At 58.7% G+C, this 15,643-nt stretch carries 6 protein-coding genes and 9 pseudogenes; 5 read left to right on the forward strand and 10 right to left on the reverse strand.

What is annotated here, in order from left to right; genetic code table 11:
* The first annotated feature begins 406 nt into the window (after positions 1 to 406).
* Entirely contained in the window at positions 407 to 949 is a 543-nt protein-coding gene (locus OHD58_RS29665; RefSeq protein WP_263807193.1) for a cupin domain-containing protein, read from the forward strand.
* A gap of 159 nt (positions 950 to 1,108) precedes the next feature.
* Here OHD58_RS29665 and OHD58_RS29670 read toward each other — a convergent pair.
* A pseudogene (locus tag OHD58_RS29670) lies at positions 1,109 to 1,532 on the reverse strand (IS66 family transposase); the annotation flags it as partial.
* Between the two features lie 382 nt (positions 1,533 to 1,914).
* A pseudogene (locus tag OHD58_RS29675) lies at positions 1,915 to 2,151 on the reverse strand (IS110 family transposase); the annotation flags it as partial.
* Between OHD58_RS29675 and OHD58_RS29680 the strand changes: the two are divergent.
* Positions 2,150 to 2,281 (forward strand): annotated as a pseudogene (locus OHD58_RS29680) (IS481 family transposase); the annotation flags it as partial. The pseudogenes OHD58_RS29675 and OHD58_RS29680 sit on opposite strands and share 2 nt — an antisense overlap.
* Here the strand turns inward: OHD58_RS29680 and OHD58_RS29685 are convergent.
* A pseudogene (locus OHD58_RS29685) lies at positions 2,282 to 2,814 on the reverse strand (IS66 family transposase); the annotation flags it as partial.
* A 109-nt stretch (positions 2,815 to 2,923) separates the two neighbouring features.
* On the opposite strand from OHD58_RS29685, the pseudogene OHD58_RS29690 reads away from it, so the two are divergent.
* Positions 2,924 to 3,783, forward strand: a pseudogene (locus OHD58_RS29690) (IS5 family transposase); the annotation flags it as partial.
* 38 nt (positions 3,784 to 3,821) lie between these two features.
* On the opposite strand, the pseudogene istB reads toward OHD58_RS29690, so the two are convergent.
* The 3 pseudogenes from istB to OHD58_RS29705 all read right to left on the reverse strand — a co-directional run.
* A pseudogene (istB, locus tag OHD58_RS29695) lies at positions 3,822 to 4,505 on the reverse strand (IS21-like element helper ATPase IstB); the annotation flags it as partial.
* Between the two features lie 890 nt (positions 4,506 to 5,395).
* Positions 5,396 to 6,590 (reverse strand): annotated as a pseudogene (locus OHD58_RS29700) (IS91 family transposase).
* A gap of 9 nt (positions 6,591 to 6,599) precedes the next feature.
* Positions 6,600 to 7,478, reverse strand: a pseudogene (locus tag OHD58_RS29705) (tyrosine-type recombinase/integrase).
* A 474-nt stretch (positions 7,479 to 7,952) separates the two neighbouring features.
* Here OHD58_RS29705 and OHD58_RS29710 point away from each other — a divergent pair.
* Together OHD58_RS29710 and OHD58_RS29715 are read left to right on the forward strand one after the other, a co-directional pair.
* Positions 7,953 to 8,330: pseudogene (locus tag OHD58_RS29710) on the forward strand (ATP-binding protein); the annotation flags it as partial.
* Between the two features lie 373 nt (positions 8,331 to 8,703).
* Entirely contained in the window at positions 8,704 to 8,967 is a 264-nt protein-coding gene (locus OHD58_RS29715) for a 2OG-Fe(II) oxygenase family protein (RefSeq protein WP_263807194.1), read from the forward strand.
* Positions 8,968 to 9,347: 380 nt separating this feature from the next.
* On the opposite strand, the gene OHD58_RS29720 is transcribed toward OHD58_RS29715, so the two are convergent.
* The 4 genes from OHD58_RS29720 to OHD58_RS29735 form a co-directional block, all read right to left on the reverse strand.
* On the reverse strand, positions 9,348 to 10,496 hold the full coding sequence (locus tag OHD58_RS29720) for a CaiB/BaiF CoA transferase family protein (RefSeq protein ID WP_263807195.1): 1,149 nt from the start codon (positions 10,494 to 10,496) through the stop codon (positions 9,348 to 9,350).
* A 343-nt stretch (positions 10,497 to 10,839) separates the two neighbouring features.
* Positions 10,840 to 12,003 carry an acyl-CoA dehydrogenase family protein gene (locus OHD58_RS29725; protein ID WP_263807196.1) on the reverse strand — a complete coding sequence of 388 codons (1,164 nt, stop codon included), beginning with the start codon at positions 12,001 to 12,003 and terminating at the stop codon, positions 10,840 to 10,842.
* Positions 12,004 to 12,191: 188 nt separating this feature from the next.
* Positions 12,192 to 12,731, reverse strand: a complete 540-nt coding sequence (locus OHD58_RS29730; RefSeq protein ID WP_263807197.1) for an enoyl-CoA hydratase-related protein — start codon at positions 12,729 to 12,731, stop codon at positions 12,192 to 12,194.
* An 85-nt stretch (positions 12,732 to 12,816) separates the two neighbouring features.
* Entirely contained in the window at positions 12,817 to 14,928 is a 2,112-nt protein-coding gene (locus OHD58_RS29735; RefSeq protein WP_263807198.1) for an acetate--CoA ligase family protein, read from the reverse strand.
* Positions 14,929 to 15,643 lie beyond the last annotated feature (715 nt).

Genomic DNA, 15,643 nt, shown 5'->3' on the forward strand with positions numbered 1-15,643 from the left:
CATACTCGACCGCCTGAGCTACTCCGTCGATCTCGACGCCCATGGCCGTTACTGTTTCTCCATCCTTGACGAGGCGGGGGAGGCTTTGGCCACCCCTGCCCTGCTCTCCGGCGCGTGACGCTCCTTGGCGCACGCGTGAGCGTTGTTCCCCATTCCGGCACCGGTTTTTGAGGGAGTGTCTTGAAGGCATCCGTCTATTTCGTCGAATAGGCACATGATGGACACGCAATTATCGTGGCGTCCCTTGAGAAGGTGGTCGACCACCACAACAACGACTTCGGTCGCTTCAAGCATCGGATCCGCAACGGGGTCACGCGCTATACTGAGAGCAGGACGGCGAATGTCCGGCTGCAAGATCGACCCGATCTAGAATGGCCTGGCCGATGTTGAACACGTCAGTGCAACGGTGTCTCAGAACCTCAAGCTTTTCCGCCTCACCCTTGACCAGCTTTCTCGAAAATCCGGGGCTAGCAAAGGGATGCTGGTGGAAATCGAGAAGGGAAGCGCCAACCCCAGCATCGCTACCCTTTGCAAAATGGCAGTAGCTCTAGGAGTTTCAGTCGCAGACTTCGTGGGCGTGGGCATTAAGTGTGTAAGCACTGATCGTGCACTCGCAAGACACGTCTGTATTATGGCGAGGCCCTGGCGGAGGCAATATCACGCTCCTTGTGGGAACTCACGGTCCAGACGAGGGGAGCTTAGGCGGTGGATTCTGTTCCCAGGCGAAACATTCGAATCCCCCGAGCATTCCGCGGGAACGCTCGAGCTGCTAAATGTGGAAACCGGCGAGCTAACTCTGAAATTGGCTGGGACCGAGCTGGTGGTTCAATCTGGATCTTCAGTTTTGGCACGCACGGAAGACAAGCATGCCTATATGAATCGGGGCACCCAAGAGCTTCGGTTCATCATGGTGGTCGCAGAACTGCGGCCACGCATCCCACATGTTTAGGCGCAATCCCCAAGCAAATCCGGGGTCCCCGGATACGATCCCTACCCGTTTTGGACTGGCTCATCGAGCCGGATTCGCCCGAACAGGCGTAAGCGCTTTTGTCCATGCACGTTGACGCGCCCGTTTGACCGGTTTTGCATGTCTGACGGTCGATTTTGATCAGGCAGCGGCTCCTCCTTTGGGGAAGTTGAAAGGCAGCAGATCGGTGATGTCGGCATCTGTTGCGTGCTGCGGCAGTTCGCTAAGGACGTGACGGAGATAGGCCAAGGGCCTGATGCCACAAGCTCGGCATGTCAGCATGAGGCTGTAAAGGACCGCACTGGCCCTGGCTCCGTTCACAGTGTCGCTGAACAGCCAAACTCTTTCGTCCAGTAGCAAAAATCCTGATGTCGCGTTCGAGGAGATTGTTGTCGATCGGCATCCTGCCGTCTTCGGTCTACCGCGTCAGGTACTCCACTGGTTCAGAGTGTAGGACACAGCATCGCCAAGCTTGGTATCCGGCAGGAGCTTCGGCGCGCTATGCGCTGTGTTTCTGGCGCAAACGGCGAATGCAATCGGCTTGTGTTTCGCCCTTGTCCGGCTTCTAGATGTTTGATCCCGGGCTTTGATGGGGCATCCTTATCTTCCGAATCAAAGGATGCGCTATGGGCCAAGTTCTGCATGGGAGCGCCACAACGACAGAGGCGATCCGTAGAGCGATACAGCATAGTCATGTCTGGACGGCGCCCGCTGATCAAGGATTTGTTTTCAGCGATGGGATGGTCGCGGGTGCGGTCATGTCTCCGGCCTGTTGCTGCGGTCTTGTGACCGCTGGCCCTGATGGTATCCGCTGATCCTTTGGCCTGATCAAGAGAGCGAGCTCGAAGCTCCGACTATGCTGCAGGCTTTCAGGATCTGTCCTCGTCTGTTCCCATCACGTCATTGTCACCCTCGATTCCGGCTCACGGCCTCAGCCGATGCTACTGTTACGCCGGCGTGCCGGCATAATGTGTTGCGTCGCGCATGACTGCGAAGGCGATACGGGCGAGTTTGTTTGCGGTCGCCACGGCGACAAGCTTGAATGGCTTGGTTTCCATCAGGCGATCCGCCCAGTTTCTCAACGCATCGCCGGAACGCTTGCGATGGAACAGAACGGCATGAGCGCCGACCACGAGCAGCTTGCGCAAATATCGATTCCCCATCTTGGAGACGCGTCCCAGCCGTACCCATCTCGCCGACTTCGTCGCCGCCTACAACTTCGCCCGCAGGCTCAAGACCCTCAAGGGTCTCACACCCTACGAGTTCATCTGCAAAGCGTGGGCGTCACAACCTGAACGCTTCAAAACCAATCCGCTCCCCCGCGCCTGGGCTTTCAATCCAATAGAGCTGCTCGAAGAACTCGAGCGCCTGTTCCGGCGGGCCTCCACCCTTCTTTCTTGCCTTGAGGGCATCGACGAAGCGACACCTGGAATGGGCCATGCATCCCAGATGCGTTGCCCCTTGCAGCGTGCGCCAGGCGGAATAGCCGTCGCTCATCACGATGCCGCGGTAATCGCCGAGAAAGGCCTGCGGGTGTATCTGGCCCCGGCCCGGCTGATAATCGAGCAGCACGATCGGCTCGTCACTGTCCTCGCCGCTCCGGCAAGCCTACATATATGACGTGCTGGCGGCTTCTCTGTCCGTTTCCTTCAGCACCTGGACCGTAGTCTCGTCACCATGGATGAGGGGCTGCGATCTGAGCCGCAGCTTCAGCGCGTCATAGATGCGGGAGAGCTGTTTTTCGCTCGAGCCCAGTGGCCCAGAGCGCCTCGGCTGACAGGAACGCCAGCGCGCTCGAATGCCTGCGCCAGGCGGTTGAGCGGTGTGCCGTCGACATACTTAGTTCGCCCTGAAAAACTCTTTGACCCCTTGCATTGCAGGGATTCCCATCGGGTTCGAAGTATTGGAGAATGCCGGAAACCACCTTTGATCCCGTCGTTACCCGGTGTTTTTGCAATTCTGCCAGCCCGTGCGTCGTCCGGTAAGAGTGATTTGTTTCGCGAGCGTCTCGATGCCATCATCAATGCGCGCCATCCGCTGGTCCCGGTTGTCGGCATTGATGGAGTGGTCGCGCTTTGACGAAGCGTTTGGCGGGTTTTATCGCCCGGTCGGCAGGCCGGCCAAGCCGACGCGGGTGATGGTCGGTCTGCATTACCTCAAGCACTCCGCAACCTTCCGACGAAGAAGGGGTGGAGCGTTGGGTGGAAAATCCTTATTGGCAATTTTTCTGCGGCTTCGAGTTCTTCCAGCACGAGCCGCCGATCGATGCCAGCACGATGACGCGCTGGCGCAAGCGGATCGGGCCCGAGGGGCCGAAGGCCAGCGTTGACGTCGCACTCGAGACGGGGACTGCGAAGCCCGGTTCGCTGGAGCGGATCACCGTCGATACGACGGTGCAGCCGAAGGCGATCGCCCACCCCACCGACAGCCGGCTCTACCTCAAGGCAATCCAGATCCTGGTGCGTCAGGCCAGGCGGGACGGCATCATGCTCAGCAGAGCCACATGCGGCTGGCTAAGGCAGCGGCGGTGCGGGCGGGTCGCTATGCGCATGCCCGGCAGTTCCGCCGGATGCGTCGCGAACTCAAGCGCCTTCGCACCTATCTCGGCCGGGTGTTCCGCGACGTCGGCCGCAAGATCGCCGGCAATGACGAACTTGCTCGGGCTCGTCGAGCGGCTCTTGGCGCAGAAGCCGAAGGACAGGAACAAGATCTACTCCCTGCACGCGCCCGAGGTGGTCTGCATCGCGAAGGGCAAAGCCCACAACCCTTACGAATTCGGCTGCAAGGTCGGGATCGCGGCAACTGTCAATACCGGGTGAACTTTCCTCAAAAGTGCCGAAGTAAAATTCCCCAATTATGCCGCCCCGGACGACACGGAGAATTGGGTATTTTTCGGCGGTCGCCCTCGGGGGCGTGAGGGTGGGGCGAAGGACGGTGGGCTGATCAATGCTTTCGAACGGACGTGTTCAGGCATCAATTCGGCATGTTGGCGCAACCTGTAACTTGATCCTTCGATCTGAACGACGACGGCATGATGCAGAAGCCTGTCGAGAAGCGCGGTGGCGACCACGGCGTCTCCAAAAACATCGCCCCACTCTGCAAAGCCGCGATTGGACGTCAGGATCATTGCCCCTTTCTCGTAGCGGGCGTTGACGAGCTGGAAGAACAGGTTGCCGCCGCCGGCGATGACCGGGAGATAACCGATCTCGTCGACGATCAGCAGACCTGGCCTGCAGAAGAAGCGGATGCGTTCTTGCAGCCGTCCCTCGCGCTCGGCCCTGGACAGCGCTGCAATGAGGTCGGCAAGCGTACAGAAGTAGACGCTCTTGCCTGCTTTGACAGCCTCGACGCCGAGCGCCACAGCGAGATGGCTTTTGCCGGTTCCCGGCGGCCCGAGGAAATGGACGGCCTCGTGCCTTTCGACGAAACCCAGTTGCGCGAGCGTGAAGATCCGATCGCGATCGAGGGAGGGCTGGAAAGTGAAATCGAAGCCGGCGAGCGTTTTGATGGTTGCCAGCCGACCCATCCGAATTGCACTATCCTGCCGGTGCGCTGTCCTTATCGCGCGATTCTCCCAGGCCTCCCCCGCGATGTATCTGCCGTCGTATAGACACCGTGCTGTCACAAGCACGCCCTAATCTTGCAGAGACCGCACCTCATCCTCAAAGGATCTAGCCACCGCACAGCTCTTGCGAGTGCTTGCGATGATGAATCCGTTGGGGCGCGTGACGCGAGCCAGTTCGCGCATGCGTCCTTTGGGCCGTGCCCGAGCGTGAAGACGCTGGGTCGACACGCTTCCGGACATGGCTAGAGACACGAGATTTCAGAGCTTTGCCCACCATGTCCTCTTCGGAGAGGTCGAACCCGTCGAGCAAATGGAAACCGAGGCGCTTCAACTGGACGCCCACGAGACCTGTTCGGCACCCAGCGTCCAGGATTGCGATGGCTGCTGGCCCATTGGCCAAATACGCTGCCTGCACGGCATCCGCCAGTTCCTCAACGACCGTCGGCCGCGGTGCACTCGCGGCCAACATCTAGGTCATGAGAAATCGCCCATCCGCGATAGCCAATGCTTTCGTGCGGGGGCTTGCTCCAAAGAGGTCCGTTGATCGAGGGTATTCGTGACAGCTCCTCCGTATAGGGTTAGATGCGATGCGGTACAGTCGTGATCGGCGGCCCAATGGCTGCGGCTGAATCCGCAGCGTTTTTCTCGATGAGCCGGATGCCAGCCGAACTTTAAGGCCCTATATCTCGCCGGTGCGCCGAAAGCGGCACGGATATCGGTTCCGGCATGTGAGGATCGGCGCCGCGCCCTGCCTAGGAGAGGTAGCCGGTGATGACGGCGCACACTTTTGCGGGACCGGCTCAGTTTCGTTTCCAAGCGGGCCGGCGCAATGCTGATGACCATAGGAAGGCGATGTCCCTGCTTCATGACGTGTCCTGGTATGGTGGGCGTCCGGTGACGCCGTCGAATGTTTCGATGATGATCATCTGGCCTTGACGGCAGGCGGGGCATTGCCTGAGCGAATTCCCTGTGACGTCCTCGTAGCGGTCGCGGTAGTCCTTTGCGCGGCGGCTGTCCGACGGCTCAGCAACCGGCATGCCGAGCAGGTCGCGACAGCAGGCGAGCTTTTGCGCGCGATAGCGATTGCCGAGGAATCGGTAGTAGCGAATGCGATGGAAGCCCCCGGGCAGGACGTGTAGCAGGAAGCGACGAATGAACTCGTCAGACGCGACGGTCATGACCTTCTGCCGACTGCCGTGCCGATAGTCCTTCCAGCGGAAGGCGACTTTGCCATCCTAGATGGCGACGAGGCGATTGTTGGAAATGACGACGCGGTGGGTATAGCGGCCGACGTAGTCGAGGAGCTGTTCGGGGCCGGCGAATGGCGGCTTGGCATAGATGACCCACTCGGCCTTTCGTAGCGGCGCCAAATAGCGCCGGAAGGCATTGCGCTCGCTCAAGGCCTGCAAGTCATAGAAGAACTTCAACTGGCCGTCGTCGAAGGCTTTCCCCAGGTGCTGCAGAAACAATCGTCGGAACCGGCGCGAGAGCACGCGAACCGGCAAGAAGAAGCCGGGCTTGCAGGCGGCGATCCACCGATGGCCGTCGGCAGAAAGGCCGCCGCCTGGGACGACGCAATGCAGATGCGGATCATGAAGCAGGTTCTGGCCCCAGGTGTGCAACACGGCGAACAAGCCGATCTCGGCGCCCAGGTGCTTGGGATCGGCGGCGATGATGCGCAGGGTCTCGGCGGTGGCGCGGAAGAGCAGGCCGTAGACGAGTGCCTTGTCCTGTTAGGCAATGGCGGCAATGGGCTCCGGCAGCGTGAAGACGACGTGAAAGTATTGCGTGTCGAGAAGCTCGGCGCGACGATCCTCCAGCCATTGCGTGCGGGCCAGCGATTGGCAGCGGGGCAATGCCTGTCGCGGCAGCTGTTGGGGGGATGTGCCGGTGGCCGCATTGATCGTATGCTTCGACGTGTCCGCCGAGCGCGGCGGTCCGGTTCAATCGCCGTCATGACGCGGCGCTGGGCGGTCGATAGCGACGCATCATGCTGTGCGCGATAGGCTTCGCCGTAGCAGCGAAGATATCCGCCACTTCCGGCCCCGAGCGGGCCATTGCCGCCGCTCAGAAGTATTGCGGCTTGGCAGGCGGCGGCACGGTGGGCGCCGGGCGCGGCAAGAGCTCGAAGGGGCTCGATGTGGCGCAGACTTTGTTGGTGGCAATCCGCAGGTAATGGGCGGTGGTCGCGAGGCTGCGGTGACCGAGCAGCAGTTGAATTGTCCGCACGTCGGCACCGGCCTCCAGCAGATGGACGGCGAAGGCGTGCTCAAACTGTGTGGCGTGACCGGTTTGGACAATCCGGAGAGGTTGGGCGCTTTCGCGCAGGCTTGTCCCACCGCACTCCTGGTAATCGGCGGGTCCGCACGATCGCCGGGGAAGAGCCATTCCTTCGGTCGCCGCATCTTCCAGTAATCGCGCAGAATCTCCAGCAGCTTGGGCGACAGCATCACATAGCGGTCCTTCTGACCTTTGCCCTGCTCGACGCGGATGACCATTCTCTGGCTGTCGATGTTCGTGGACTTCAGCTGCACCGCTTCCGAAATACGCAAGCCAGCCGCGTAGTAAGTGTCAGGATGGCGTGGTGTTTTACACTGAGGACGCAACCGAGGAACCGCTGAACTTCCTCGGGACTGAGGACGATCGGCAGCCTCTGCGGCTTCTTGGGAAGCGGCAGGACTTCTTCAGGCGCCCAGTCCCGATCGAGCGTCACAGTATAGAGAAAGCGCAGCGCCGCAATGGCGGTGTGAATCGAGCCGGGCGACAGCTTCTTCTCGTTGGCCAGATAGACCTGGAAGGTCCAAATATCCTCTCGCCCGAGTAGGTCCGGGGACTTACAAAAGTGGTGGGCGAACAGCGACACCTGTTGCAGATACGACAGCTGGTGTTGGGCGCGAAGTTGCGCACCTGCGTGTCCTCGCTCATGCGCTGGCGAAGTTGGGTCATGACAAACTCCCCCTTTGTCTGATGGAATGGGCTGCAAGCAGCCACTCCATGCTGACGCAGTCAGAGCTTGTTGTGGACACATGACCAGCGCGACAGACGACACGATCAACACCACGCCGGCGGAAAACACCCTCCTTGCCGCTCCGCAATCGCGGAGCGGGTTAGTCCAAATGTCAGGATGCCACCCAGGACATAAATGTCAGTCTGCAATTCCTGCCGCCTTACGATGAGGCTGCCTCAAAATCGTGCCAACTGGGTCAAAGAGAGTCCCAGAAATTCCCCATAATTTCACGCCTATGAGAGGGCGGCAAGAGGCTAGGCCGAACAGCCCCTGTCGCGGACTCGACAAACCCGACAGTAGATATCAGTTGTCTGCCGTCTTTCAGCCAGGGCCAACTGGATTGCTCCGGGGGAAGTGGGGTTTCACGGCTCATTCGATCGCGCTTCGCATTGGCAGATCATACCCTTTGTAAATACCAGCTCACCGTCGCCAAGCTGCCGATCGCCAAGGACATCGATGAGTTCGACTTCGACGGCACGCCGGTCAATGAGGTGCTGGTCCGGGGCCTTGCCAACGGCATCTTCGTCGCCGACCAGCGCAACGCCGTGCTCATCGGCGGCATCGGAACCGGCAAGTCGCATCTGGCAATCGCCATTGCCCGCGCCCTGATCCGCAACGGCTCACGTGGCCGCTTCTTCAACGTCGTCGATCTCGTCAACCGGCTCGAGACCGAGCACCGCGGCGGCAAGCAGGGCCGTATCGCCGACTACCTCACCCGGCTCGACTTCGTCGTGCTCGATGAACTCGGCTATCTGCCCTTTGCCCAGGCCGGCGGGCAATTGCTCTTCCACCAAAGGAAATGTTCGACCTCGGAATCGAGAACGAAGGCGACCGGCGTCCGTTTGCTGGTTGTACACGCTTTCCGGATGACGCGCTGGCTCCTGGTTTCGCTCGAAGCCTGCTTGCTTTGCAAGCTACCGTGGTCAACGAGGTTGTGCCGGAGCTTGGGATGGCGCTGGCCGACCTGCTCGATATGGAAGAGAGCTGGTTCCTACGCCATTTCAGCCCGCCGACGGTCCCGCAGCGCGTGATACGATATCCGTCTACTGGCGGCACGGCCGGAAAGCATACCGACAATGGCTTCTTCACGCTGCTACTGCAGGAGGAACTCCCCACGCGCTCCTTGCAGGTGTGGTTTCGCGGGGCTGGGTGCCGGTGCCGAGCTTGCCCGACAGTCTCGTTGTCAATCTGGGCGACATGCTTCAAGCCTTGAGCGACGACAGGTTCAAGAGTACGCCCCATCAGGTCGTGCACACTGGTACGACTGACCGAATTTCCCTTCCCTTCTTTATCTATCCCGACATCGACGCCCGCCTGACTTCCCGGCAAGGAAAGCAAACCTTCAACGTCGCGGACGTGATGTTACGCAACTTCGACTCGATCTGGGAAACTGGCAATGGTGCCGGACGCGCGCGGGAGTTGCAGTGAGTCGTTCGGGTTCTCGAAGCTTTCGCAAGCTATGGCCACGAGGCACCTTCGTGGTATCGCGCGCGGCTGCGCGGCGAATTAGCTGCTGGTAAAATGCTTCCAGCAGGCCACGCTTGCGAGTGGTGCCCTCATCATTTGCGGCCGTGGTCGTGATAATTGTTTCTCCAAACTGTCATGTCATTGACAATCGGCCCGCAGGTCGCGGATCGGCCTCGTCAGGCAGTGGAGCGCATGCTCGGGGTATGACTTCCGACATGCGCACGAGGTCGGCCGGGCATAGGGCATAGGGCATAGGATGGATGAGTGACTTCATCCGTGAGCACAAAGGCAATCGTGACGACCGCAAGAACACCGGCGACATTCATTTCATGATCAGGCGCTTACGGCGATCCTAGGGCGCCTGAGCGCCTGAGGCTCTCAATCCTGTCGTCGTTGTGGCCAAGCTCGGATAAGATGTCTGTGGTGTGCGCTCCGAGGGCTGGTACTGAGGTCAGTTCAGGCGACGGCGTCGCTGAAAAGCGCGGAGCTGCGGTGGCCTGCAAGACACCGTCGACTGTTCGGTAAACATCGCGTGCCACCATATGTGGATGCACAGCTGCCTCTGGCATGGATAAAACAGGCGCGAAGCATGTATCGGTGCCTTCAAGCAACTCGTTCCATTCCGCCCTGGTTTTGGTCTTAAACAGTGCGGCGAGCTCCTCACCGAGCGGTCCCCAAACGCTCGGGTTTTGTCTTTGATTTTCGGCGAAACGCCCATCATGATCGAGACCAAGGCGCCTGATAAGTTCCGTGTAAAACTGGGGTTCCATAGCCTGCAAAACGATCCACTCACCGTCTGAGCAGACGTAAGTACGGTCGAAATGCCTCCCGAGAGCCCCTGGCCGGGTGTTTGCGATAGACAGATCGTATTCGATGGGAAGAAACGATACCAAGAGGTTCAACAGGTGGGCCGAGCCATCGACCATAGCTGCATCGATCACCTGCCCAGTGCCATCTTTTCTAGCCCGCAGTATTCCAGCGAGAATGCCAACGGTTAGATAGAGAGCCCCTCCGGCTATGTCGCCTAGGATTGTGGGAGGTGCTTCAGGAGGCTGGCCAGGCTGGGTTGCAATCCATAGAGCGCCGGAAAGAGCAATGTAATTGGCGTCGTGTGCCGCAGCCTTCGACAAAGGACCATACTGTCCCCATCCGGTCATCCGGCCGTAAACTAGCGATGGCCGGCGGGCAAGGCAAACATCGGGTCCTATTCCGAGGCGTTCCATGACACCTGGGCGGTTGCCTTCGATCAAGACATCGGCACCGTCGATCAGGTCCAAGAACGTGTCCACCGCTCCCGGCTTCTTCATGTCCAGAACAATTGAGCGCTTGCCACGACTGCATATCGACCAAGGCCGCGGACCGCCCGCGTCTTCGGCCGGCCGCTCCACCGCAATCACATCAGCCCCCAAGTCGGCAAGCAGCATGCCGCAAAATGGTCCCGGCCCCATACCGACCATTTCGACGATCTTGACGCCGCTGAGTACTCCCATCGATCTCGTTTCCCTTTGCTGAAGTTTCGTAGGCACTGGCCAATAAGGCTCGAAAAGCTCGGCTACATCTGGTTACCTCTCGCCCGGAAGGCGAATTGAAGCCATTTGCGAATTGATTTCTTGCGCAACTTTTTGAGCTGCGTTGATCAACCCGTAAGCCCGGTCATTGCACTGCAACCCTTCTAAGGGCCGGCGCATGTAGACTTAAATGACCCCTCAGTTCGGCATGTTGAGTTCAAATGCCCAGGACGGGACTGTGGTGACAGCATCATCCCGACGGCGAGGTGCAATTCCTATGCCGGCTTAGCTGCACGACTGTACTCGCAGGCGTAATTGCTATCACTCATGCACCTCTCTCGCGCATGAGTTCCCGGCTGATGATGTGACGCTGGATCTCAGAGGTGCCTTCCCAGATCCGCTCAGCGCGTGCATCACGATAGATCCGCTCCAACGGAAGATCAGTCATCAAGCCCATGCCACCGCAGGTCTGGATTGCCTGATCCGCAACGCGCCCCAGCATTTCGGAGCACCATACCTTTGCCATGGCGCAGTCTTGAGCGACCGAAGGAAATTTCTGATCAACTCTCCATGCCGTGTTCATCAGGAGGAGGTCGCCAAGCCGGATATCGATTGCCATGTCAGCCAGCGGAAAACCTATCCCCTGGAACTTGCCGATCGGCTGGCCGAGTTGCCGGCGCTGGGCGGCGTAGTCGGCCGCAACTTCGAAGGCCCGCTCGGCGCGCGCCTGACACACGGCGGCGACGGAAAGGCGGCCCGCTCCAAGCCAGTCGTTAACGACCTTGAAACCCTCCCCCTCCTCGCCAACCATCTGCCAGCCGCCGACCCGGACATTGTCGAAATGCAGGATGTCATTGGAATGACCCCGGTGGCCCAACTGCTCGTAGCCCTTGGCGACTATCAGCCCTGGCGTATCCAGATCAACGAGGAAACAAGAGATTCTCTTCTTGATTCCAGTCGGCGTTTGATCTTCGCCGGTCACGGCAAAGAGGATCACAAACTGAGAATGCCGCGCATTTCCAATAAGGTGCTTGGTTCCATCGATAACCCAATCGGATCCCTCTTTGACGGCCCGTGTCTTCATTCCCCTCAGGTCCGATCCTGCATCACGTTCAGACATGGCTATGCATTCGCGCTTCTCGCCGCGCATGACGGGTTCCAGGAAATGAGCAACTTGCTCCCCTCCACATGCCGCCAGGATATTGTTGGGCCGACGCACACACTCTGCCAATGCAGTCGAAGCGCGCGACAGGCCCTTCTCCACAAGCGTCATCGACACACAGTCGAGCCCGCCGCCGCCGATACTTTCGGGCATATTGCAGGCATGAAGGCCGATCTCCATACCCTTGCGGCGGATATCCAGGTCTAGCTCGTGTGGAAGCTCGCCCGTCCTTTCCAGCAACGCTTCGTGCGGGATCAATTCCCTCTCGCAAAACTCCCTGGCGGTGTCGTAGATGAGTTTTTGTCCCGCGGTAAGTTCAAAGTCCATCAGTCAGTTCTTTCTGCGTTTTTCTCGGTGACGTTATGCCTGCCCGGCTAATATGAAGGGAGAGTAAGAATGAAGGGCGCTGACGCTGATCTAAGTCTGTGTGGCAACCCATTGATGAGGGCTTCTAATCGGACAGATAGCCGTCTCAGTGCCCTTGTGACGATGCCAAGAAGCAACAGCCTCGAGGACTACCGTCCTTTCCACACAGGCTTTCGCTTTTCGGCGAAGGCCCGCAGGCCCTCACGCTCGTCCTCGGAATTGAACACCTTTTTAGCTATCGGCAGCTGTATCAACTGCTTCTCGTCCGCCTTGGTCGCCAGCAAGTTATGACGAACCTCGGGCAGGCCAAACTTGGCGTCGCGTGCTGCTACAATCATATCGCATGCCAAACATGTCTCAAAGCCGCCGGCAAGCGCGTAGCCTTCAACCGCCGCGATTAGTGGCTTTGACGGCGGACGTCCCATGATTCCAAAGTCCCCGCGCTCAAGTGCTGGAGGAGGTCCATTTCTTTCTGCCGCTTTCAAGTCCATGCCAGACGAGAAATTGCCCCCCGCGCCGGCAAGCACGCCTACAAACAGATCTTCCTCCCCATCAAGAAGATCCATCGCTGCCTGCATCGCCACGGTCGTGCCAATGTCGAATGCATTTCTGACTTGGGGCCGATTGATAGTGACGATCAAGATGTGGCCCCGGCGCTCAGTTAGAACTTGGCTGAAGTCCTCGCTCATTTAACTCTCCTGTATCCAATCATTGCGCGATCATAGATCTTATTGTTCTCTCACCCTTCGCTAGGACAAGGATCAATGCCGCTGACTACCAGGCAAGACGCATTACCGCATCGACGGCGGCCACGCCCTTCCCCTGGGGGCGCACGATCAGCGGATTGATTTCGGCTTCGACGAACCGCTCCCCGTTTGAGATGGCGAACTGGGCAAACTTTTGGATGACGTCGACCGCCGCATCGACATCGCCCTTCGCCCGGCCTCGCCAACCGTCAAGCAGCTGGAACAGTTTTAGACTGCGCAGGGCCTCGGCAATCGTTTTACGCGAGGCGGGCAACAGGATCGTGGCAGTGTCTCGCAGGAGCTCCGCCTCCGTGCCACCCATGGCGATGGTTAGGGCAAGACCTATCCCGTCTACCCTGCGTATGCCTACAAGGAACTCGCCGACACCATCCTTTACCATCTCTTCGACCAGGAAGTCCGAAACGGAAACCTTCGGGGACGTTTTCTTTAACCTCTCTGCCATGCTGCGAACGGCTTGCCACGCCTCATCGGGAGTGCCCAAACGCAGCACAACAGCACCCAACTCGCTTCTGCGTGCCAGTCCTGCGCCAAGCGCCTTCACCACCACTGGAAAGTCGAGTTCGTCCAGCCGACCGGTTTGATCTGGTGTCACCACGACACTGCGAGGCACCGCTATGCCAGATGCACCCAGTTCGGCTTTCGCAGATGCCTCGTCGAAAGCGATCTCTTCGGTCAGACCAGTCCGGTACCTTGGTACGAGAATTTCTTCGTCGGTCCTTTGAGAAAGGACATCCGCCAGTTCCGACGAGCGCACCGCATTTGACACGGCGCGGATCCCGTCCTCCATCCCCTGCAGCGGGACCAATCCGTCCGCTATCATCCTCTCTCGAACGCTTTTCGGTAACGCTTCCGGCAAAGTGTTGACAAAAGCAGCAGGCATCCGCCGCTCGCGTGCTGCTAGCGCGAATGCCTTGGTGGTGACGTTCCAGGTTTGTGGATCCCAGCCGCCCTCCGGTGGGAAGCACATCACACTCAGAGCCACGTCCCGATCATCCGACAAGTATGCCCGATAGATATTTAGATTGCCGTCGAAGCCCGCAGATTGCCCGGAAGAGATGTCGAGAGGATTGGCAGCATGAACAAAGGGCGGCAGATACTTCTCAAGCTGTGCTGCCGCCTCCGCCGAGGGCGGCTGCAGATCAAGTCCATTGAATTCGGCAATGTCGCCGCCAAGCACCGCGTAAGAGCCCGAACTTGTTGCAAATGCCGTACGACGTCCTTTCATCCTGGGAGCGTAAACCAGCATTTTCAGCGTCTCCAACGCCTCAGTCGGAGTGCGAACCTCGACAAATCCGAGTCGCTTAAACAGCGCGGACGTCACGATATCATCGCCCGCTCGTGAAGCGGTATGTGACTCGGTCGCTCGACGACCCGCGCTTGTTCGGCCGCCCTTGATAACGACCACTGGAATATCCTTGCGCGCCGCTTTGAGAGCTGCAGCGGAGAGGACGGCCGCGTCTTTAATGCCCTCTAAATAGAGATTCACCGCTCGAATGCGTTCATCATCCAGAACCACATCCATAATGTCGGCTACAGTTACCATCGCCTGATTGCCGAGCCCAATGGAGTAGGCCAGCGGCAGCGACCGGTCGGCACAGCCCAGGTCGGAGAGGTACGAGCCTCCATTGCTTATGAGGGCGACGCTGCCATTTTCGTCATGGACACCGAAATGATCCATCATGAAAACGGACCGATCAGCAAAGTTGGCAACGCCGGGACAATTCGGCCCAATAATCGGCATTTCACCGGCCGCGGCTACTAACTCGCGCTGCGACCTTTCTCCGCCACGCATTTCGGAGAAGCCAGAACTGTTGCAAATCGCACCTGCCACACCGATCCCCGATAGGTCACGTACAACGCCGACCACGTTTTCTCGCGGTACAGCCAGGAACGCGACGTCCGGTATCTCCGGAAGATCGCGCACGTTGGGCACACAGGGAATGCCCGCCACTTCATCGCGGCGAGGATTGACAATATAGATATTTCCGCGAAATCCGCGCGCACGACAATAGTCTATTGCGGGTACCGTCGACGCTCCACCGATAAATACCGCACTCTGCGGCACCAACATGCGTTTGAGACGTTCTCGCCTGGTCTCCCGTACGCTATTGTAATTCAAGACTAGACTCCCCTGATGGTGGCGACAGCACGGCACGCCAGCTCAAACTGCGAGGCACGAGCCTCCAAGCTCTCAGGGCGCCTCCGTGATACCGAAGGCTCCGATCGGCTGAGGAGCGTCAACAACATCTTCCGCTTTCCCACCTTCTCGCCGCGGCGTTAGCCGTCATGCCGATAAAACTCCATTGCGTTCCAATTCCTTCAGCAGAAAATAGAGATAAATCTCCTTATGTAAAGGTGAGCGATTGAAACTGGTCAATATTATGGCGGGCAAGGAGATAATATTCGCTTGGCTATAAATTTAACACTATAACACATTAAATTAATGCGTCATTTATATTAAATACATCCATATCTTAAAAGCTTAATATTCGTAACACAAACTACATAATTTGGCAGGTATCAAATGTTTATCCTCGAGCTTCAATGCAGTACCCGCCTAAGGATCCCGATTGTCGGATGCGCCTAGCTTGATGGAACCGTTGTTGGCCTGCTCAGCGCGGCAGACCTGCAATGTACAATCAGCCTCGTTAACCGCTGATCGGCGAGATATACAGCATTAGAACTCGGGCACCATCTGGCCGAGCGGTGGCCATGGAAGGGGCCAGGATTGGACTTGAATGGCTCCAAAAATGGCTGGTATTCGCAGAGGGAAGGTGCTTCGCCCAATGAGTGCTTGAACGTACCGCATAGGAGCATCGGCAAGCGACTTCACT

This window comes from Mesorhizobium sp. ZC-5 (genome assembly GCF_025753855.1).
Classification (GTDB): Bacteria; Pseudomonadota; Alphaproteobacteria; order Rhizobiales; family Rhizobiaceae; genus Neomesorhizobium.